At 71.8% G+C, this 19,977-nt stretch carries 14 protein-coding genes; 3 read left to right on the top strand and 11 right to left on the bottom strand.

Features of this window, described 5'->3' with window-relative positions:
• Nucleotides 1-418: 418 nt before the first annotated feature.
• The 8 genes from ACZ4V1_RS26835 to ACZ4V1_RS26800 form a co-directional block, all read right to left on the bottom strand.
• Nucleotides 419-712, bottom strand: coding sequence for a hypothetical protein (locus tag ACZ4V1_RS26835; RefSeq protein WP_468340572.1), 294 nt, complete (start codon nucleotides 710-712; stop codon nucleotides 419-421).
• A complete protein-coding gene (locus ACZ4V1_RS26830) occupies nucleotides 675-1,604 on the bottom strand; it encodes a tyrosine-type recombinase/integrase (RefSeq protein ID WP_468340569.1) in 930 nt (309 codons plus the stop codon). The genes ACZ4V1_RS26835 and ACZ4V1_RS26830 overlap by 38 nt, the downstream gene beginning before the upstream one ends.
• 119 nt (nucleotides 1,605-1,723) lie before the next feature.
• Nucleotides 1,724-3,256 carry an RNA polymerase sigma factor gene (locus ACZ4V1_RS26825; protein ID WP_468340567.1) on the bottom strand — a complete coding sequence of 511 codons (1,533 nt, stop codon included), beginning with the start codon at nucleotides 3,254-3,256 and terminating at the stop codon, nucleotides 1,724-1,726.
• Between the two features lie 428 nt (nucleotides 3,257-3,684).
• Nucleotides 3,685-4,572 (bottom strand): sporulation transcriptional regulator WhiH, encoded by an 888-nt coding sequence (gene whiH, locus ACZ4V1_RS26820; protein ID WP_468340564.1) that lies wholly within the window; start codon nucleotides 4,570-4,572, stop codon nucleotides 3,685-3,687.
• A gap of 161 nt (nucleotides 4,573-4,733) precedes the next feature.
• Complete coding sequence (locus tag ACZ4V1_RS26815) at nucleotides 4,734-7,511, bottom strand: ABC transporter ATP-binding protein (RefSeq protein WP_468340561.1); 2,778 nt, start codon at nucleotides 7,509-7,511, stop codon at nucleotides 4,734-4,736.
• 127 nt (nucleotides 7,512-7,638) lie between these two features.
• On the bottom strand, nucleotides 7,639-8,397 hold the full coding sequence (locus ACZ4V1_RS26810; protein WP_375919975.1) for an NUDIX hydrolase: 759 nt from the start codon (nucleotides 8,395-8,397) through the stop codon (nucleotides 7,639-7,641).
• Between the two features lie 131 nt (nucleotides 8,398-8,528).
• Entirely contained in the window at nucleotides 8,529-10,448 is a 1,920-nt protein-coding gene (locus tag ACZ4V1_RS26805; protein ID WP_468340708.1) for a glycogen debranching N-terminal domain-containing protein, read from the bottom strand.
• Nucleotides 10,449-11,057: 609 nt separating this feature from the next.
• On the bottom strand, nucleotides 11,058-12,614 hold the full coding sequence (locus ACZ4V1_RS26800; protein WP_468340558.1) for a DUF4192 domain-containing protein: 1,557 nt from the start codon (nucleotides 12,612-12,614) through the stop codon (nucleotides 11,058-11,060).
• Between the two features lie 157 nt (nucleotides 12,615-12,771).
• On the opposite strand from ACZ4V1_RS26800, the gene ACZ4V1_RS26795 reads away from it, so the two are divergent.
• Nucleotides 12,772-14,937 carry a RecQ family ATP-dependent DNA helicase gene (locus ACZ4V1_RS26795; RefSeq protein ID WP_468340555.1) on the top strand — a complete coding sequence of 722 codons (2,166 nt, stop codon included), beginning with the start codon at nucleotides 12,772-12,774 and terminating at the stop codon, nucleotides 14,935-14,937.
• A gap of 296 nt (nucleotides 14,938-15,233) precedes the next feature.
• A complete protein-coding gene (locus ACZ4V1_RS26790) occupies nucleotides 15,234-15,848 on the top strand; it encodes a hypothetical protein (RefSeq protein WP_468340552.1) in 615 nt (204 codons plus the stop codon).
• Between the two features lie 259 nt (nucleotides 15,849-16,107).
• On the opposite strand, the gene ACZ4V1_RS26785 is transcribed toward ACZ4V1_RS26790, so the two are convergent.
• From ACZ4V1_RS26785 to ACZ4V1_RS26775, 3 genes are all read right to left on the bottom strand, one after another.
• Nucleotides 16,108-16,740 (bottom strand): hypothetical protein, encoded by a 633-nt coding sequence (locus ACZ4V1_RS26785; RefSeq protein ID WP_468340549.1) that lies wholly within the window; start codon nucleotides 16,738-16,740, stop codon nucleotides 16,108-16,110.
• Between the two features lie 68 nt (nucleotides 16,741-16,808).
• Nucleotides 16,809-17,510 carry a ribonuclease HII gene (locus tag ACZ4V1_RS26780; protein WP_468340546.1) on the bottom strand — a complete coding sequence of 234 codons (702 nt, stop codon included), beginning with the start codon at nucleotides 17,508-17,510 and terminating at the stop codon, nucleotides 16,809-16,811.
• Nucleotides 17,511-17,591: 81 nt separating this feature from the next.
• On the bottom strand, nucleotides 17,592-18,212 hold the full coding sequence (locus ACZ4V1_RS26775; RefSeq protein ID WP_468340543.1) for a TetR/AcrR family transcriptional regulator: 621 nt from the start codon (nucleotides 18,210-18,212) through the stop codon (nucleotides 17,592-17,594).
• A 187-nt stretch (nucleotides 18,213-18,399) separates the two neighbouring features.
• Here ACZ4V1_RS26775 and ACZ4V1_RS26770 point away from each other — a divergent pair, with 187 nt between their 5' ends.
• Nucleotides 18,400-19,947 (top strand): MFS transporter, encoded by a 1,548-nt coding sequence (locus ACZ4V1_RS26770; protein ID WP_468340541.1) that lies wholly within the window; start codon nucleotides 18,400-18,402, stop codon nucleotides 19,945-19,947.
• Nucleotides 19,948-19,977 lie beyond the last annotated feature (30 nt).

Here is a 19,977-nt window from a genome sequence, read left to right as displayed (position 1 = left end):
GTTATGCGACACCGTGGCCACCCCCGTTGCGGCTGGCGCGGGCCTTCGCGGCGCGAGCCTGAGAGGACTTGAGGGCGAGCCGGCGGAAGTGGCCCTTACGGGCGTGCTCGGCGCGACGTGCGCGCTCCTCGGGGGACAGGGTGCCCTCCGGGTCCACATCGCGCTCAAACCTGGCGAGGGAAGCCATGCGGGCGGGCAAGGTGTGCGCGATGGGATCTTCGCAGCTGGCCCACATCTCGTGGGCTGCGATCTGGGCGCGAAGACGGCGCTGTTCCGGCGTAAGGGGCATAGCTAGGGAAGCCCTTCTAAGGGTTCTTCCCGGCCCGTCGACCGGCCCGCTTAGGCCGCCGGTTCAAGTCACTGCCGCGTGCAGCTCGATCGACAGACGGTTACTCGGTGCCCCTTACAGGCGCCGGACTCACGAGTTTACGTCATGCGCTGCGCTAGGTGTGATCAGGACTGCGGTCTGCTTCACACGCGTTCTCCTGTACGCGCGATACTTCGGCGCCACCCGCCCCTTGGCGGCCTCGAAGACCCTGGTGTCGAATACGCCGCAGTTGTCATGGCCACCGCTCAGCTGAAGAGCGCCGTTCGACAGCACGTAGGCCACGATGCGGTGGCACACCGTGCAGCGAAGTGGCACGGCGACCGCAAGTGGCGGCGAAAACGGGCTGTCAGGCGGCGCGCCGCCGACGGGGTCGAAGTACTGCATTACAGATCCCCCAACCCGAGCCTGCGGGCTTCGTCCGCAGCCCGTCGCTCCGAGACGCCCGCGTGTAGCGGTCTAGCATGTCCCTGCGCGTCCACCCCGCGACGGCCATCAGCCCGCCCTCGCTGCCACCGGCCGCCAGCCACCTGCATGCAGCCGTGTGCCGCATCAGGTGGGGGTGGAAGCCATCGATTCCGGCCACCTCGGCACGGCCCTTCAGGGCGACGTAGAGGCCGTCGTAGCTGAAGCCTTTGCCGCGGTCGCCGAGCCAGAGGTCCGGCATGGATGCCAACCGGTGCGTCTTGCGTATGCGCAGATACCGGTCGATGGCCCGTCCGGTCTGGGCGCCGAACGGCACGGTACGGCCTTTTCCGCCCTTGCCCTTTCGGATTACCGCGCCGCCCTCTCTGAGGTTGACGTCGTCCAGCGCCATTGACACGACCTCTCCGGCGCGGGCTCCGGTCTCGATCATGAGCCTGATAATCGCCTCGTCGCGGCGGTCGCGCAGATCGTTCCCCTTGCACGCCTTTATCAGCGTCTTCAGCTGGTCATCATCCAGGGACTCGACGACCTTCACGTCCAGCTTCGGCGGGCGCAGGTTGACGAGCTGGTCGTCGCTGATCTCGCCCTCGTCGGCCAGCCAGGCCGAGAACCGGCGGACCGCGAACTGCCGCGAGCGGGCGGTGGACGCCTGCGCTCCGCCGTCGATCAGGTGCGCCGTGAAGGCGTTCACCGTGGGCCGGTCCAGGGCCGGAGGAATGCCGGTCGACGCCGTCCAACGCAGGAAGGCGCGGACGCCGTCGCCGTATGTCTTCAGGGTCTGGGCGGACTTCCGTTCGGCGGCGAGATGAAGCACCCAGGAGTCCAGAAGGGCACGCATGTCTGATTGATCCATGCCTGAAGCATATGCCAGACAGCGGCGTGTGATATCTGGGCTAGGAGCGCTGCGCTTGCCATGAAAAACGCCCCTGGCCCGCGAATCCGCAGGTCAGGGGCGTTCTGTAGGGGCTGGGCTCAGTCCAGGTAGTCGCGCAGCACCTGGGAGCGCGACGGGTGACGCAGCTTCGACATGGTCTTCGACTCGATCTGGCGAATGCGCTCACGCGTGACGCCGTACACCTTCCCGATCTCGTCGAGGGTCTTCGGCTGACCGTCGGTGAGACCGAAACGCATGGAGACGACGCCCGCCTCGCGCTCGGACAGGGTGTCGAGGACGGAGTGCAGCTGCTCCTGCAGGAGCGTGAAGCTGACCGCGTCGGCCGGGACGACCGCTTCGGAGTCCTCGATGAGGTCACCGAACTCGCTGTCGCCGTCCTCGCCCAGCGGGGTGTGCAGGGAGATGGGCTCGCGGCCGTACTTCTGGACCTCGATGACCTTCTCCGGGGTCATGTCGAGTTCCTTGGCCAGCTCCTCCGGGGTGGGCTCACGGCCCAGGTCCTGGAGCATCTGGCGCTGCACGCGCGCGAGCTTGTTGATGACCTCGACCATGTGCACCGGGATACGGATGGTGCGGGCCTGGTCGGCCATCGCGCGGGTGATCGCCTGACGGATCCACCAGGTGGCGTACGTGGAGAACTTGTAGCCCTTGGTGTAGTCGAACTTCTCCACCGCACGGATCAGACCGAGGTTGCCCTCCTGGATGAGGTCCAGGAAGAGCATGCCGCGGCCGGTGTAGCGCTTGGCCAGGGAGACCACCAGGCGGAGGTTGGCCTCCAGGAGGTGATTCTTGGCGCGGCGGCCGTCCTCGGCGATGATCTCCAGCTCACGCTTGAGCTTGGGCGCGAGCTTGTCGGAGTTCGCCAGCTTGTCCTCGGCGAACAGACCCGCCTCGATGCGCTTGGCGAGCTCGACCTCCTGCTCGGCGTTGAGCAGGGGGACCTTGCCGATCTGCTTGAGGTAGTCCTTGACCGGGTCCGCCGTGGCACCGGCCGCGGCGACCTGCTGGGCCGGAGCGTCGTCCTCGTCGTCGTCGGACAGTACGAAACCCGCGTTCTCGGTGCCCTCGGGCTCCTCGGTCGCGGCCTTCGGCTCCTCGATCGCCTCGTCCTCGAGAAGCTCACCGTCTTCCTTCTTGGCGGTGGTCTTCTTTGCCGCCGTCTTCTTGGCGGTCGTCTTCTTCGCTGCCGCCTTCTTGGCGGTCGTCTTCTTGGCCACCGCCTTCTTGGCGGTCGCCTCTTCCTCGACGGCGGGGTCGGGGGCAGGCGCCGCCGGGGCGGCGGGGGCGGTGGCCTTCCTGCTGGTCACCGGCTTGGCCGCGACCGCCTTGGTGGCGGTGCGCTTGGCCGGACTCTTCGCTGCGACGCTCTTACGGGTGCGCTTTGGCTCCGCGGCACTGACCATCAGCGTCACACCCTCTTCCTCGAGGATCTGGTTGAGGCTGCGCAGTACGTTCTTCCACTGAGTGGCCGGAATCTGGTCAGCTTCGAAGGCCCGACGCACGTCGTCGCCGGCGATCTGCCCCTCAGCCTTTCCCCGCTCAATGAGCGCCATGACAGAGACGGACTCGGCGATCTCCGGCGGGAGCGTACGGGATGTGCTGGCCGACACGAACAACCTCTCGGAACGTTGGAAAACGGCTTCCGGCCCCGTCCACGACGGACAGGAGCCGACCGCCGGCTTGGGAGTGGGCCGACGGCGCGGGCGCGCCGGGGAGATGCACAGCGCCATGAACGGCGTCCGTATTCCCTCCGCGGCTGTCACCTCTTAGGTCATCGCGTTGTTCCCACGAGCGTTACGCCCAATCCGCGTGGCCCGAGTCACACCCCATAAGCATTCAAAACCGGTCATACACGAATAAGTACGGTCACGAGCGAGTCTCAACCTGGCCATGCCAGGAGGCTCAGCCTCTCATCACACCGTCGGACCCCGTGGAATCACCAGGGATTCCACGGGGTCCGCGGTGGCGGCGTACCGGCCGGCCACTGCCATAGGAGGGGTCTGGAGTGTCCGGCCCGCGCCGTTGCGGCGGAACGCGGTCAGTGCTCGCGCGGGGCGGGCACCACGCGCTCCACCTCGGGGTGGACGGTCAGAAGTTGGCGCATGGCCGTCTCGGCCGCCGCGCCGTCCCCCGCGGCGAGAGCGTCGACGATCCTGCCGTGCTGCGCCAGCGAGACGTCGTTCGGCCGGTCACAGCCCGTGACCGGGCCGCCGGAGACGTGAAGCGCGGCGGAGACGATCCCGGAGAGGTGGTCCAGCATGCGGTTGCCGCCGATCTGGATGAGCAGCGAGTGGAACTCGGCGTCGGCACGCGAGAAGGTGAGCGCGTCGCCCTGCCCCATGGCGTGCCCCATGATCCCGACCATGTCGGACAGTCGCTGCTGGATGTCCTCGCGCCCGTGCCCGGCAGCCAGGCGCGCGGCGAGGGGCTCGATCGTCCAGCGCAGCTCGCTGAGCTCGCGGCGCTGGTCGTCGCGCTGCGGCCCGAAGGCACGCCACTCGATGATGTCCGGGTCCAGCAGGTTCCAGTCACTGACGGGACGCACGCGCGTGCCAACGTTCGGACGGGCACTGACCAGCCCTTTGGCCTCCAGGACGCGGAGGGACTCACGGACGACGGTGCGGGACACCTCGAAACGCTGGCCGATCTCCTCGGGCACCAGCGGGCGGTCTGCGCCCAGGTCGCCCGAAACGATCATCTGGCCGAGCTGCTGGACCAGTTGCCCGTGCAGCCCGCGGCCACGGCTGCCTGCGGTGCGCCGGCCCACGCGGCCCAGCTCGGGCTCCACCCCTTCCCAGGCGGGCACCCCGACGCGGTCGACGGCGGGCGCCTCGGCGTAGGGGTAGCGGTCGAGTTCGCCCGGGTTCGCGAGGCCGGAGTCGGCGGAGCGGGCGGCGGTCATCATGGTGTGCGCAAGGGTAGTCACGCATCCTTTGTCGGCGCCGTCCTCAACTCCCTTGAGGTCTTTGGTGAAAAGCACACGAAAGGGTGATCGCTCACCCCGTCGCAATTGACGCCTTATCGGAAAGAAATGGGCTTTCCCCGGGGAGTTGCGCACACGGTCGGACCGGAAGGGCGGGACCGACGTCATCGGACCCTGCTGCGCAGCGTCAGGAGCAGGTAGGCGCAGAGCAGCGTGGTCAGCGACAACGTCATTGCGCCGCCGACGGGTTGGGCGATCATGCGGAGCACCTCGGTCAGATACCGTTCGCCACCGAACGGCCACTGCGTCAGGAGGACCTCGCGCACCCGCATCGGGAGACCGGCGGCGGTCCGCACGGAGGGGCCCTCCCAGACTCTTTGTACGAGCGGTACGACGAGGACGGGAACCGCGACCACCGCGGCGAGCCCGGCGGTGGCGGACCGGAAGACGCCCGCGGCGAGCACGCCGGCCCAGGCGCATCCGACGACGAGCCCGAGCCAACCGGCGGTCAGCGCGGGCCAGTCGGCGGGAACCCTCACGAGCTCCCGTCCGTAGAACAGGTGGAGCATCTCGGCGTCGCAGCCCACCGTCAGAGCGGCCAGCACCAGCGCGGTGGCCGCGGAGACGACGAGCTTGGCGGTCAGCAGCCCCATCCGGCGGGGCACGGTGCCGCGGTCCGCCGCCAGGGCGGGGTGGCGGAACTCGTCGCCGAAGGCGAGCGCACCGAGCAGCCCCGCGCCGAGCGCCGCGGGCGGCAGCGGCAGCTCTCGCGGCCACGCGGCCAGGAGACGGGGCTGCGGGGTGTGTCCGACGCGCGCCAGGACCACAGCGGTGACAGCGGACACGACGATTGCGGCGGCCCCGGTGACGAACCCGGTACTGATACCGAGCGCCCGGCGGAATTCGTAGCGGAGGGGACGAAGGGGACTGGGGGCGGAGCGCACGGAGATGGGAGGCGGAAGCGAGGACGCCGCCTTCCGGGCGTCGGCTGCGGCGGGGACGAGGGAGACGTACGGGCGCGGACTCGGGCGCGTTGTGCGTGTGCGTGTGAGGGTGGCGATGGCGGATGGGGTGTGCGGGGGCCGGGGCGCAGAAGGGTTGGCGGGTGTGCGGGCGACGCGGAGCGTGGGGGCGTCGCCGCTGACTTCAAGGGTCTCACCGGGGGCAGGTGCGCCGTCGGGTGGTGTGGGAGCGTCGCGGAGCGTGGGGGCATCGCCGCTGACTTCAAGGGTCTCGCCGGGGGCAGGTGCGCCGTCGGGTGGTGTGGGAGCGTCGCTTGGTGCCAGAGCTTCCCCTGAGGCCTGAGTTTCTCCTGAGGCCAGAGCTGTCCCTGGTGCTAGGGCTTCCCCGGGTGCTTGGGCTTCCCCGGGTGCTTGGGCTACCCCTGGTGCTTGGGCTTCGCCCAGTGCAGGTGCGCCGACGGGTGTGGCGTGGGCGCCGGTTTGCGTGGCGGCAGGCGTCTGCTCGGCGCCGCCCGGGGGCGGTAGGTCGCTGGCAGGTGTCCGGAAGGCGCCGCCCCCGGGCCGAGGACCGTCGAGGGGGGCCTGGGAGGCGCCTGGGAGAGGCTCGGGTGCGGCGGGGGACCGCTCGGGAGCGGCGACCGCCGGCAGCGTCCCGGCAGCCGACTGCCGCGCTTCGACTGCGGCCTCCGACGACGTCGCCTCCGGCAACGGCCGTGGCGCTCCGACGGTGCGCGGCGGCTCCTCGACGGCGGGACCGGCCCCGTTGGCCGGTGGCCGAGGATCGCCGGCGAGGGGTGTTCCGGCTCGGGGCGGCTCGGTGGCGGGCGGTTGTGCTCCACTCGGCTGCGGGTTGTCGTCACCTCCGAAGGGCCGGTGCGGGCCGGTCCCGCCGGAGCCGGGCGCGCCCGATAGCGGTCGTAGGCCACCGAGCCGCGGCCCGTCCTCGCTCCCGAGGGGCCCGTGCGGTTCGGTCCCGCCCGAGCCGTTCCCGCCCGGGTGGGGTGGGTCGGCGGGTGACGGGCGAAGGGCGGCCGGGGCCCCCGCGTCCGGTGCCCGGCGGTCTTCGGCACCCCGTTGCCGGGCTGCGGGCACCGCCCCCGCTCCAGGGCCCATGTCGCCGATCTCGTCGGCCAGTTGGTGGACGAGGATCCCGTGTCGGAACGCGGCTTCACCGATGTCGGCACACGTACTGCCGTACACGGCGATGCGGTTGCCGCCTTCGCGCACGACCTCGACGGAACGGCGGGCCGCGCGTGCCTCTTTGGCCAGGAGGGCGGCGAGGCGGGCGGCATGAGGGCTGCGGACGGCGACGCGGGGGCGCAGACGGGTCCGGGAGAAGTCCGCCACCCCCTGATCGGCGACGACTCTGCCCCGTTCGAGCGTGACGACGTGGTCGGCGGTACGCGCGGCCTCCTTGGGATCCGCCGTACTGAACAGGACGGTGCCGCCCTGGGCGGCATGGGCGCGCAGCGTGCCGTGGAGGCGGCGGGCCTCGCCGGCGGCCAGCGCACCCGCGGGGTCGTCGAGCACCAGGGTGTGCGGGTCGGGAAGCAGGGCGCAGGCCAGTCCGAGGCGTCGGTCCATACCGCGGGAGAGTGTGCCGAGGCGTTCGTCGCGCAGGCTCACGAGTTCGGCCGATTCCAGGACTTCGTCAGCCCGCCGGACGGGAAGCCCGGCCGCGGCGCACAGCATGCGCAGATGGCCGCGCACCGTGCGGGCCGGGTGCCCCGGCACATCCCCCAGCAGGACGCCGACCTCTCGTGAGGGGTGGGCGATGCGGTGCAGGGGGCGGCCTCTGAAGTAGGTGAGACCACGGCCGCGCTGGAGTTCGAGCATGAGTCTGAGCGCCGTCGTCTTACCGGCGCCCGCCGCTCCTAGCAGTGCGGTGACTTGACCCGCGCGCGCCTCGAAGGAGACGTCGTCGACGGCGGGCGGAAGCTCCTTGCGGGGGTTGCTGGTCAGTCCGAAGGCCTGGATCACCCGTAGCAAGATAGCGTGCCATGTCCGTTTTTTCGGGCATGGCAAGGCTTGGCGGGCATGAAGGGACGGGTCCCGTCGCTCCCTTGTTCGGCGTTCGCCCCGGGCTCGCTCCCGCCCGCGCTCGCCGTCACACCTCGGGGCGCAGCATCGGAGGGTTGAGGAGGGTCGCGCCACCGGCCCGGAAGAGCTGAGCGGGACGGCCGCCCTGGCGGGTGGTCGTGCCCCCGGTGGGGACGAGGAAGCCGGGCGTGCCCGTCACCTTGCGATGGAAGTTACGCGGGTCGAGCGCCACGCTCCACACCGCCTCGTAGACGCGCCGCAGCTCGCCGACGGTGAACTCGGGCGGGCAGAACGCGGTGGCCAGCGACGAGTACTCGATCTTGGAGCGGGCTCGCTCCACCCCGTCCGCGAGGATCTGGGCGTGGTCGAAGGCCAGCGGCGCCACCGGCTCGCCGTCATGCCCGTAACCAGCCTGCTCCAGCAGCTCTTCGACCGGCGCCCAGCGCGCGTTGCTGGCATCGCCGCCCGCCCGTGGCGCGGGCAGGTCGGGAGCGAGTGCGAGGTGGGCGACGCTGACCACGCGCATCCGCGGATCCCGCTCGGGGTCGCCGTACGTCGCGAGCTGCTCGAGGTGGGCACCGTTGTCCTGAGTGGGCGCGACGGGGTCGTGGACGCACAGTCCCGTCTCCTCGGCCAGCTCCCGCGCCGCTGCCTGAGCCAGGTCCTCGTCGGCCCGTACGAAACCACCGGGCAGGGCCCAGCGGCCCTGGAACGGCGGCTCGCCCCGGCGCACCGCCAGCGCGCACAGGGAATGGCGGCGTACGGTCAGCACGACCAGGTCCACAGTGACGGCGAAGGGTGGAAAGGCTGACGGGTCGTAGGGCATGCGGCGATCATAGTCGTCTCCCTGACGATAAACACTCCCTTCGCCGACCGCTTCGGCGGTTGATCCACTCCGGTGGGGCGCGCGTCTCCCCGCCTGTTTCCCGGACGGTGTGCGACGCCGTTCATGCCAGGTCAGGCTCCCAGTTGCAGTCCGTCGGCGGCCTCTTCGACCATGGCCAGGCCGAGTCGGCTGACCCGCACCGAGAACGGCGCTCCGGCGACCCGCAGCCCTGTCAGTCCGAGCTCCCCCAGAGGCGCGTCGCGTACGGGACGCAGGGTGACGGTCTTGGCCGGGACGTCGGGGCGGATGCCCGCGAGCGTGGTCAGCAGCAGCACCCCCGCGGCCGCCGCGGTGGCCGCTGGGCGGCAGGCCGCCGGGTGCGGGAGGGGAGCGCTCGCGTCGGCGCGCTGCCCACCCGCGTACATCTCCGGCAGGCGGTGGCCGAAGGTGCCTGCCGCGGCCACCACGCCACGCAGCAGCGAACCCGCCTCCTTCTCATGACCCGCAGCGGCCAGACCCGCCACCGCGATCGCCGTCTCGTGGACGCGTACCGCCCCGGCGCGATGCCCGAAGGGGTTGTATCCCGCTTCCTTCTCGGCCAGTCCGCGCAGACCCCAGCCCGAGTCCATCGCCGGATTGCCCAGCAGCCGGGCGAGTCGACCGGTCCGCACCGAGTCGAGCAGGCCCGGGGCCGGGGTCCCCCCACCGAGCAGCCCGGTGTCGAGGAGGTGAGCCGCGGCCGCGCCCAGGTGTGGCACGACGCGTCCGTCGGAGGCCCGGGCCGCCGCGGGCCGCCCGCCTGCCGGGTCGTCGATCCAGAAGTCCCGCTGGAACGCCGTCCGCAACCGCCGGGCCCACTGACGCAGACCGTCACCGCCCGGCCTGCCGAAGGCGTCGAGCAACTCGGCGCCCAGCAGGGCGGCACGGTGGGCGTGGGCCTGGGTCTCGCAGCGGACGGTGCCGGCGGGGTGCGGATCGCGTACGTATGTGCCGTCCCCGGCAGTGGTGCGCAGCCAGGTCAGACACCGTTCGGCCGTCGGCATCAGTTCCTTGGCCTCGCTTTCGTCGAGGCCCCAGCGGCGGGCCTCCGCGAGGAGGACGGGGAAAAGCAGGGTCGCCTCGGTGCCGGTGCAGCCCGGCGGCAGGTGCGGGCCGGTGTCACGTCTGGGCCCGGGGATCATGCCGAACCGGGGGCCCGGCCCGCGGTGCTGGGTGCGGGCCAGGGAGCGCAGTGTGCCCGCGGCGAGCCGGGTGCCGAGGGGAAGTGTCATCCGGGCGGCGGCGAGAGCGTCGGCGGGTGCCGGACCGCAGCGCCAGGGGACGCCGGCCGCGAGATGGATGTCGGCTGGATGTGCGGGGTCGCGCAGCAGCAGGGCTCTGAGGTCCTCGATGCTGGTCCGCAAAAGGGCGTGGACCGCCGGGTCGTCACCGGTGGCGTGCGCGGAGGCCAGCGGGTCTGCCGCCGTGCGGGCCACCGCCCGGAGCGGCACCGCGCCGTCCGGTCGTACGCGCAGCTCGAGGCTCGTGCTACCGCCCGGAGGCAGCAGGAACTCCCAGCGCAGCAGTCCCGCGGACGCCAGTGCGTCGGCGGGCGGTGGGGCGGCCGTGACCGACGCGCCGCCCGCGGCGCCGGACCATCGCAGGCCTGAGTCGTGGACGCTGGCCGACAGGTCGGGGCCCGCGTTCCCGGCGGCGATCGATCCCAGGTCGGCCAGGTCCGTACCGAGGGAGACCTCGACGGGCAGCCGCAGTGGGTGGGGTGCCCAACTACGCAGCGTGATCCGCTCCGTACCGTCGGCGTCCCGGGTCCGCTCGACCATGACGTCCGGGTCCGGCCCCGGCGCGGTCGACGTGCGAAGTGTGCCGACGAAGTGGGCACGGTGGGCACCTGTCATCCGGGCATGCGTCGGGAGCGGTTCACGCCCGGCCACGCGAAGGCGACACCGGGAGAGCAGGCGTCGGCCCGCGCGGTAGAACCCCTCCAGTCCCAGGCCGGTCAGCTGCCCCTCCTCCGTGGAGATCACGAGACCGGGGAGCGCCACGCCGATCATGGTCCTGTGAGCGGGCGGCAGGTCTCCGGACCCGTGGGGCATCGCGGGCGGCGTGCTCCGGGGAGCCACCTGCTTCGCATCCGGCCACGACGAGGAGAGTGACGACACCGGCCGGGGGCGGACCGTCGGCGGGCCGAGGTTGTGATCCTGCCCCGAGCCGCGCCTTCCGGCACGCGCCACGGACGCGGCGAGGGGTGGCGCCGCGGACCTCCGTCCGACGGCAGTGGTGTCCGCGGGGGCGGCGGACGGGGTCGGCTGGTGCATGGGAGGGCTCCCTCGTGGTTCGGTGCGCCTCGGGTGGAACGGCGCCGTGTGGGTCCGGCCGGACGGCTGCGGTGCGGCGTCCCGGCCGGTCCGGGCGTTCCGCCACTCAGGTGAACGGAGTGGGTGTCCTCCGGGTCACGCTTGCGGCGGCTTCGTCCGGCAGACGAGGGCGCGGGCCGCGTGTCGCCTCCGCCGGCCTTGTCCGCGGGCACCCGCCGACCGGGCCGATGGACGAGGCGCGGAGGTCTCACGCCGCACGGCACCCGCCTCACCGGCCGACGTCGCCTGCCCGCCTCCCCTCTCCCGACGATCACCGGTGCCCCGAGGGGCCCGGCCGCCGCCTCCTCACACTCGCTCTCCGCCCCCTTCTGTCCCCTGCTCTCCCGCGCCTGCCCGTTCCGCGGCGGCCTCCTTCCGGACCGTGGCCTTCGCGCCCGAGTCGCGCGACCGCGTTCGGTCCGTCCGTGCGACGCCCGGGCGTTCGGTGCCCGAGGGGGTGCGGGGACGCACGATCCTCCCGCCCGGTTCACGGCCCTCGGCCCTCGCACGGCGACGGACTGCGTCGGCCGGGGCGACGGAGCGCGTGCGGCGTCGGCGACCGGACGACACCTGCGGGGCGGACGAGGGCTCGGCCGGCTCGCGTTCCAAGCGTTCGTCGACCCGCTCTTCACCGTCCGCGGCACGGGCTCCCCCGCCCCCGCGGCTCCCGCGCTCCGCTCGCAGGCAGCGGCGGACCGACTCGGGATCGAGGCCCTCGTTGCAGGCCTGGTGCAGGAGCCTGGCGAAGAGGTAGTCGGGGTCGGCGCCAAGTGCCATGGCCAGGGCCTCCCGGGCCTCCAGTTCGTCGCCGGTGGACCAGGCGACCCATCCCGCGAGGGTGAGGGGCGCGGCCGCGTGTTCGCCGTAGGAGCGGACGCAGCGGCGGGCCAGGGCTCGCCAGAGACGCAGCGCCGGTCGCGCCGCGTCGCCCTCCATCCACTCCGCCGCGCGGTCACGGGTCGTACGGTCCTGGAGGCCGAGGATCAGTGCGGCCGCCTCGTCGTGCCCGAGCAATTGGTCGTCACGCAGGTCCTCGGCGGGCACGCCGGACACGGGCGGGGCGTCATCGAGGCGGCGCATGACACGCCGCGCCAGATCCAGCGTCTCCTCGGCCACCTCCGAGCGGCCGGTGTCATCGAGGATCCGGGAGACCACCGTCACGGCGGCCGTGTCCAGGGCCGCCTCCTGTTCGAGTGCCTCGCCGTTCTCCCGGGGCAGCAGCCTGGCCCTCAGTTCACCCAGCGAGCCACGCACCTGGATACCGGCGTAGGTGGCCGCCGCGGCCAGCACGGACGTGCCCGGCAGTCCCATGGGGACGCCCTCGGCCGGGCAGCAGGCTTCTTCGTCGCAGCAGTACGACCAGAAGCGACCCGCCGAGACGCACAGGGCCTCGACGACCGGAACGTCGAGGGCGCCGCACTCGATGCGCAGCTTCTGGGCCAGCGGCCGCAGGCGCTCCATCACGTCCCGGCCGGTCTCGCCCCGCGCCGGTTCCTGGCAGAGGTAGACGACCATCTGCTCGGGCCTCACGCCGCGGCGCTCGCTACCGGTCACGAGGCCGCGTACCAGTTGTCCGGCGGCGGCCGCCCAGTCGTCCGCGTTGGCCGGAATGCCGAGCCTGGCCCGGCCGCCGAAGCGGCCCCGCCCGTCCCTGTCTCGGAGGGCGACCAGGACGATGCTGTCCTCGGGGCGGTACCCGAGCAGGTACGGGAGGGCGTCGGCCAACTCGGCGGGAGTACGCAGGGTGACCTGGTGCTCGTCACCGGGCCCCTCGTACGGCGTGGCGGCGGTCCGGCCGGGCTTCACGGGGCCCGGGATGTCGCCGTTCTCGGAGGATCCAGTCGTTTCGCTGTGGTTCGTCATGGCCCGACGATCTCGCGGATCGTGAAGTTCCGCTTTCCCCTGTGGATAACTCCCATCAGGGACACGTCACCGGCTGCGCTCGGCGACCGTGCCGTCCCGCCCCGCCCCGCCCCGCCCCGCCGCCCGGCTGTCAGTCCCGTCCTGTTGTATGGAACGCATGGAGCACACGAGCAACGCGGATCTCCGGACAGCGGCCGACGCCGTCCTCGCCCGCCTCGTCGGGGACGCCTCCGGCACCGCCCGGCTACGGGAGGACCAGTGGCGTGCGATCGAGGCGCTGGTAGCCGACCGGCGCCGGGCCCTGGTCGTCCAGCGCACGGGATGGGGCAAGTCCGCGGTCTATTTCGTGGCGACGGCGCTGCTGCGGGACCGAGGGGCAGGACCCACGGTGATCGTCTCCCCGCTGCTCGCGCTGATGCGCAACCAGGTCGGGGCCGCGGCACGGGCCGGCATCCGCGCCCGGACCATCAACTCCTCCAACACCGAGGAGTGGGAGACGGTCCAGGCCGAGATCGCCGCGGGCGAGGTCGACGTCCTGCTGGTCAGTCCCGAGCGGCTCAACAACCCGGACTTCCGCGATCAGGTGCTGCCGAAGCTCTCCGCCGCGACCGGGCTGCTGGTGGTGGACGAGGCCCACTGCATCTCCGACTGGGGCCATGACTTCCGCCCGGACTACCGGCGGCTGCGCACGATGCTCGCGGATCTCCCGCCCGGTGTGCCCGTCCTGGCGACCACGGCCACCGCCAACGCGCGCGTGACCGCCGACGTGGCGGAGCAGCTCGGCACCGGCGGCACGTCGGACGCCCTCGTGCTGCGCGGCCCGCTGGACCGGGAGAGCCTGAGCCTGGGGGTGCTGCGGCTGTCCGACGCCGCGCACCGGATGGCCTGGCTCGCCGACCACCTCCACCAGCTCCCGGGCTCGGGGATCATCTACACCCTCACCGTGGCCGCCGCCGAGGAGGTCACCGCCTTCCTGCGGCAGCGCGGCCACACCGTCGCTTCCTACACCGGCAAGACCGAGAACGCGGACCGTCAGCAGGCGGAGGACGACCTCCTCGCCAACCGGGTCAAGGCGCTGGTCGCCACGTCGGCGCTGGGCATGGGATTCGACAAACCCGACCTGGGTTTCGTGGTGCACCTGGGCTCGCCCTCCTCTCCCATCGCGTACTACCAGCAGGTGGGCCGTGCCGGTCGCGGTGTCGAGCATGCCGAGGTGCTCCTGCTGCCGGGGAGGGAGGACGAGGCGATCTGGGAGTACTTCGCCTCACTGGCCTTCCCCTCGGAGGACCTGGTTCGCCGCACTCTGGACATCCTCGCGAGCGCGGAGCGCCCCCTGTCGCTGCCCGCTCTGGAACCCTTGGTGGAGCTGCGCCGCTCCCGCCTGGAGACCATGCTCAAAGTCCTCGACGTGGACGGCGCGGTCAAGCGGGTCAAGGGCGGCTGGATCGCGACCGGACAGCCGTGGACGTACGACGCGGAGCGGTACGACTGGGTCGCGCGGCAACGGAAGGCCGAGCAGCAGGCGATGCGCGACTACGCCTCGACCACGGACTGCCGGATGGAGTTCCTGCAACGCCAGCTGGACGACGAGGGAGCCAAACCCTGCGGCCACTGCGACAACTGCGCGGGCCCGCGCCTCACCGCCGACACCTCCACCGCCGCCCTCGACGCGGCGCGGGTCGACCTGGGCCGGGCCGGCGTCGAGGTGGAGCCGCGCCGTATGTGGCCGACCGGACTGCCTACCGTCGGCGTCGAACTGAAGGGGCGCATTCCGGCCGGGGAACAGGCCGAGCCGGGCCGGGCGCTGGGCCGTCTGTCCGACATCGGCTGGGGCAACCGGCTGCGACCGATGCTCTCGCCCCAGGCTCCGGACGGCCCGGTGCCCGAGGATGTCGCGAAGGCCGTCGTGACAGTGCTGGCAGACTGGGCGAAGGGTCCCGGCGGCTGGGCCTCGGGCACGGCCGACGGCCGGCCACGTCCCGTCGGGGTGGTGACCGTCGCCTCGCGCACCCGGCCACAGCTCATCCACTCTCTCGGAGCACACATCGCCGAGGTCGGCCGGCTGCCGCTGCTCGGCTCGGTCGAGTACACGGGCGAGGCCCCCAGGGCGTCCCGCAGCAACAGCGCGCAGCGACTCAAGGCTCTCGACGGTGCGCTGACGGTGCCGCCCGCTCTCACCGCCGCGCTCACCGGCCTCGAGGGCCCGGTCCTGCTCGTGGACGACTGCACCGAGACCGGCTGGACCCTCGCGGTGGCGGCCCGGCTGCTCCGCCGCGCGGGTGCCCGGGGAGTGTTGCCGCTGGTCCTGGCCGTGCAGGGCTGATCGTCCGCCGCGGCGCCACAGCACCGGTCCCGAGTTCCGCGCTGTCGCGGGTGGCGCGTCCCGTGCGTCACCCGGCTGCGCTCTGGGTAGGGGATATGGGCAGGGGATATAGGACGCGCATCATCCGATAATGGCCGTCGGCCTCAATTGCTCGTTGCCGCAACCAAGTTCGACAGGAAGAATCGAAGTCCGCTCCCCGCACGGCTCGTCCGTGATCCGGCAGGGCTTCACTGCGGTGCGCGCTCCCCCGAATCCGACCCCGCCCGCAGTGTGGGCGCGTAGCCGAAGGGAGGAACGTGACCTTCGGATTCGCTCCGTCCTCGGCGGCCTCGTTGTCGTCGTCCGCCGCTTCCGCCACTCGCATGCTCGAACCGGCGGAGTGGGCCGCCGCCGGAATCCCGCTGCTGCGCAATCCGCGGGAGGTCGTCGGCGGACTGCACTCGCGGCACCACCCCAAGCCGGCGACCGCGATCGTGGCCGTACTCGATCCGGACGAACGACTGCGTGCGAGCGCCTCGTTCACCAGCCGACGGGCCCCGGCCGACGGTTGGATGTTCCGTAACACGCTGCTCGACCAGCTCCGCCGCGTCATCCCGCACGATCTGCGGCGCCGCACTCCGGTGCGCACCGCCGTGCTCCTCTACTGCCGTGAGGGCGACGCGCGCTGGACGGAGGAGGACGGCGCGTGGATGTGGGGGCTGCGGGACGCTTGCACGCTGCACGGGCTCCGCTGCGGCGCGTACATCACGCTGACCCGTGACGGCTGGCAGGTCCTCGGCGAGGGCCGCGGCGGGCGCCGGCCCAACGCGGCGTCCGCGCCGGAGCCGTTCGCCACGTCGGAGACGCCGCCACCGCCACCGCGCACCGGCGGCGTCGCGTCGGACGTGCTGCGCCGGGCGGCGGCTCGCTGAGCACCACGGGCGCGGCGCGTCCGGGGCGGCGCCGCTGCACCACACCGGCCGGATCAGCGGCCGGGACTGCCAGGTCGCGACGTCCCGGTCGACGTCGAAGTCCGCGAGAGTGTATGGCGACGCCGTACGCCGCCCGGCGGATGTCGCTCGGCCGCCCGGGCACACCCAGGCCCGACACCGCCGGGCCCGCGACCACGTGGGGGCCGGTTCGACGGCCCCCGGTGTCACGTCGGCGTCCGCCGCGCGCGGCGGAACGGGCTCAGACGCCCGCGCCCAGCACCGAGTTGATCCGCTGCGGGTCACCGCAGACGATCAGCAGGGCGCCGGCCCGGGAGTGGGCCACGGACAGTGCGGTGACAGCGGCGGCTTCGGGGCCGCCGTTGAGCGCGACCACGACCACGGCCCGCGACGCGGCACGGTCCGCGACCGCGGCGTCCGCGTAGAAGACGTCGTCACCCGCCTCGTGCTGCGCCCAGTAGGCCGCGTCGCCGAAGGACAGTTCGTGGGCGGCCCACGGGTGCGGTTCGCCGGTGGTGATCACCAGCACGTCACCGGGGGTGCGACCCGAGTCCAGCAGCAGGTCCACGGCCTCCTCCGCGGCGTCGAGCGCGCCTTCGGGGGTGGCCGGGATCAGCTGGATCTGCGGGGCGGCCGGGGCGGCTGCCGGAGCGGCCGGGCCCGACGGGCCGGGTTTGGCCGCGGCCGTGTCGCGCGACGCGCGTTGCGTCGGCGGGGCCGACCGCGCGGGGCCGGGACGGCCGGGGCGCGGCGGAGCCGCGGGACGGGGGCCGGGTACGGGGCGGGGGGTCGGCGCGGTGCGGCCGCTGGCCGGTGTGGCGCGGGGACCCTGGGCCTTCTCGTGAATCTGAGGCTCCTCGGGAATGAGAGGCATGAGCTGATATTTATCAAACGTTGGTGCGGCTCGCGTCGGCGGGTGGCACATGCCTGCGAGCGGAACCGTCAGAAATCGAATCCGAGCTGACCCTCGATTTCCGGAACGCTTCCGTCCACCCAACTGCGGACCTTCTTGAGGTGCCGCCACTGGGGCAGCGCATCAAGATACGCCCACGACAACCTGTGGTGCGGGGTGGGTCCCCGCTCCGCCAGTGCGGCCTTGTGCACGGGCGACGGATACCCGGCGTTGTCCGCAAAACCGAAGTCTGCATGGTCGACACCCAGTTCGGCCATCATTTTGTCGCGCTGGACCTTGGCGAGCACCGAAGCGGCCGCGACGGCCACGCAGGACTGGTCACCCTTGATCACCGTACGGACCTTCCAAGGCACCCCGAGATAGTCGTGCTTGCCGTCGAGAATGACGGCGTCGGGACGGACCGGCAGGGCCTCCAGGGCACGCACCGCCGCGAGTCGCAGCGCCGCCGTCATCCCCAGTGCGTCGATCTCCTCCGGAGAGGCGTGCCCCAGGGTGTAGGACGTCACCCACGTCCGCAACTCCGCGGCGAGTTCGGTGCGTCGCTTGATGGTGAGCAGCTTGGAGTCGGTGAGGCCGGCCGGGGGCCGACGCAGTCCGGTGATCGCGGCGCAGACGGTGACCGGACCGGCCCACGCGCCGCGCCCCACCTCGTCGACACCGGCAATGATCTTCGCTCCGGTCGTGGCGCGGAGAGAGCGCTCGACGGTGTGAGTAGGTGGTTCGTACGGCATGGCGTACTTAGCGTACGCCGCCCCGAACCTCCGGCGACACCCCGGTTCCCCAATTGGGACCGGAGCCCGCGCAGCCGGGGATCAGACGCTGTCGGGACGCAGCAACGGGACCATCAGCTGGTCGATCATCTCCTCGATCTCCCGGTCCGTCCATTCACTTCCACAAATCTTCGAGCGGTACATCATCATGGCCGGAATGGCGTCGAAGACGTATCCGTTCGCCGCGTCACGCCGGACCTCTCCTCGCTCTATTCCGCGGTTGACGACCTCGCGGAGCATCGTGAGGGTCGGCTCGACCACCCCCTTGACGATGACCGCGTGGAAGCGCTCCGCCTGCGTGGTGTCGCATTCGTGAATCACTGAACGCAAGGCCAGCCCGGGACGGGAGAACATCGCGTCGCGCGCCCTGAGGCACAGCGCCAGCAGGTCTTCGCGCACGCCGCCCAGGTCGGGCACCGTGTCGAAGTGCGGGAGCCCGGACCGCAGCGCGTCCGCGACGAGGTCCTCCTTGGAGGGCCAGCGGCGGTAGACCGCCGCCTTGCCGGTCTGGGCTCCGGCGGCCACACCCTCCATCGTCAGGCCGTTCCAGCCGACGGTGCCGAGTTGGTCCAGCGCGGCGTCGAGGATCGCGCGTTCGAGGACCGCGCCGCGCCGGCGGGAGGGCGTCTGGGCGGAGGCGGCCGCCCAGTGCGAAGCAACCATGTCGAGGGTCTCCAGGAAGCGGGGAAAGCGGGTTCTCGGGGACAGGAGGCGCGCCGCGCGGCCGCAGCGGGGGACGGGTCACGCGACAACGCGGTAAGTGAACGCTTGCGTTCACTGTCGGGGAGTCACTAACGTTGAGGCAACAGTGAACGCGAGCGTTCACTAAGCCTGCCGTGGGGGACACATAGTGACAACCTCTTCTCTGCTCAAAGACCACAAGCCGGGAGCGGCCCGCCGGGAGGGGCGTCCCGGCATCGCGCTCACGGTCATCGCGGCCTGCCAACTCATGGTGGTGCTCGACGCGACGATTGTGAACATCGCGCTCCCGCACATTCAAGAAGCGCTCAGCTTCAGCACCACCGACCTCACCTGGGTCGTCAGCGCCTACACGCTCACCTTCGGCGGTCTGCTCCTGCTCGGCGGCCGGGCCGGTGACATCCTCGGCCGTCGCCGGGTCTTCATGGCGGGCATCCTGCTGTTCACGTTCGCCTCGCTGCTCGGCGGCTTCGCCCAGGAACCCTGGCAGCTGCTGGCGGCGCGTGTCCTGCAAGGTGTGGGAGGCGCGATCGCGTCGCCCACCTCGCTCGCCCTCATCACCACCACCTTCCCCGAAGGACCGGAACGCAACCGGGCCTTCGGCGTCTTCGCGGCCGTGTCCGCGGGCGGCGGTGCCATAGGCCTGCTGGCGGGCGGCATGCTCACCGAGTGGCTCGACTGGCGCTGGGTGCTCTTCGTCAACGTGCCGATCGGTGTACTGATCGCCGTACTCACCCCGATGTACATCAGCGAGTCCGAACGGCACTCCGGGCGCTTCGACATCGCCGGGGCGGTGACCTCGACGGCGGGTATGGCATCTCTCGTCTACGGCTTCATCCGCGCCGCGGACGAGGGCTGGCGGGACAACCTGACCATCGGCTCCTTCGCGGCCGCGGTGGTCCTGCTGGTGTCCTTCGTGTTCATCGAGTCGCGGGCCAAGGAGCCGATCACCCCCCTGAGGATGTTCGCCGACCGCAACCGCGCCGGCACGTACGTGATCATGCTGAGCCTGGCCGCGGCGATGTTCGGCATGTTCTTCTACATCGTGCTGTTCGTTCAGAACGTACTGGGCTACACCCCCATCCAGGCCGGTCTGGCCTTTCTCCCGGTCACGGTGGTGATCGCGCTCGGCGCGGGGCTGTCGCAGCGGTTCCTGCCCGTGTTCGGCCCGAAGCCGTTCATGGTGGGGGGATCGGCACTCGCAGCGGTCGGGCTCGGCTGGCAGGCACTCATCAGTTCCGAGAGCTCCTATGTCGGCGGGGTCCTCGGTCCGATGCTGATCTTCGGGTTCGGCATGGGGCTGAACTTCGTGACGCTGACGCTGACGGCGGTCTCCGGGGTCGCCCAGCACGAGGCGGGCGCGGCGTCCGGCCTGCTCAACGCGATGCAGCAGGTGGGCGGATCGATCGGCCTCGCCATCCTGACCACGGTCTTCGGCACGGCCAGCAAGAACGAGGCCGAGAAGCGGGTGCCGGACTTCCTCACCAACGGCTCGGCGGAGCAGAAGGCGGAGTTCACCCAGACGCACCAGCTGCCGGCGCCATGGGGACACGACGTGCTGGCGCAGGGCATCTCGGCGGCCTTCATTCCGGCTGCCGCCATGGCCGTGCTCGCCCTGGCCACGGCGTGGCTGGTGATCCGGGTACGCAAGAGCGACCTGGAGGCCCTGTCCGGCTCGGCCGGACCGGGGATCGGCTGACCGTGCGGTACCGCGCGCCGGGCGGTGTCC

The organism is Streptomyces sp. NPDC028991 (assembly GCF_055564775.1).
Note: the sequence above shows the minus strand (reverse complement) of the source record. Positions and strands in the feature narration are given on the sequence as shown.

What these genes read in the sequence shown, in the direction of transcription:
- ACZ4V1_RS26835 (WP_468340572.1), bottom strand. Translation starts at nt 712, where the DNA reads ATGCAGTACTTCGACCCCGTCGGCGGCGCGCCGCCTGACAGCCCGTTT.
- ACZ4V1_RS26830 (WP_468340569.1), bottom strand. Translation starts at nt 1,604, where the DNA reads ATGGATCAATCAGACATGCGTGCCCTTCTGGACTCCTGGGTGCTTCAT.
- ACZ4V1_RS26810 (WP_375919975.1), bottom strand. Translation starts at nt 8,397, where the DNA reads ATGCCCTACGACCCGTCAGCCTTTCCACCCTTCGCCGTCACTGTGGAC.
- ACZ4V1_RS26805 (WP_468340708.1), bottom strand. Translation starts at nt 10,448, where the DNA reads ATGATCGGCGTGGCGCTCCCCGGTCTCGTGATCTCCACGGAGGAGGGG.
- ACZ4V1_RS26800 (WP_468340558.1), bottom strand. Translation starts at nt 12,614, where the DNA reads ATGACGAACCACAGCGAAACGACTGGATCCTCCGAGAACGGCGACATC.
- ACZ4V1_RS26795 (WP_468340555.1), top strand. Translation starts at nt 12,772, where the DNA reads ATGGAGCACACGAGCAACGCGGATCTCCGGACAGCGGCCGACGCCGTC.
- ACZ4V1_RS26785 (WP_468340549.1), bottom strand. Translation starts at nt 16,740, where the DNA reads ATGCCTCTCATTCCCGAGGAGCCTCAGATTCACGAGAAGGCCCAGGGT.
- ACZ4V1_RS26780 (WP_468340546.1), bottom strand. Translation starts at nt 17,510, where the DNA reads ATGCCGTACGAACCACCTACTCACACCGTCGAGCGCTCTCTCCGCGCC.
- ACZ4V1_RS26775 (WP_468340543.1), bottom strand. Translation starts at nt 18,212, where the DNA reads ATGGTTGCTTCGCACTGGGCGGCCGCCTCCGCCCAGACGCCCTCCCGC.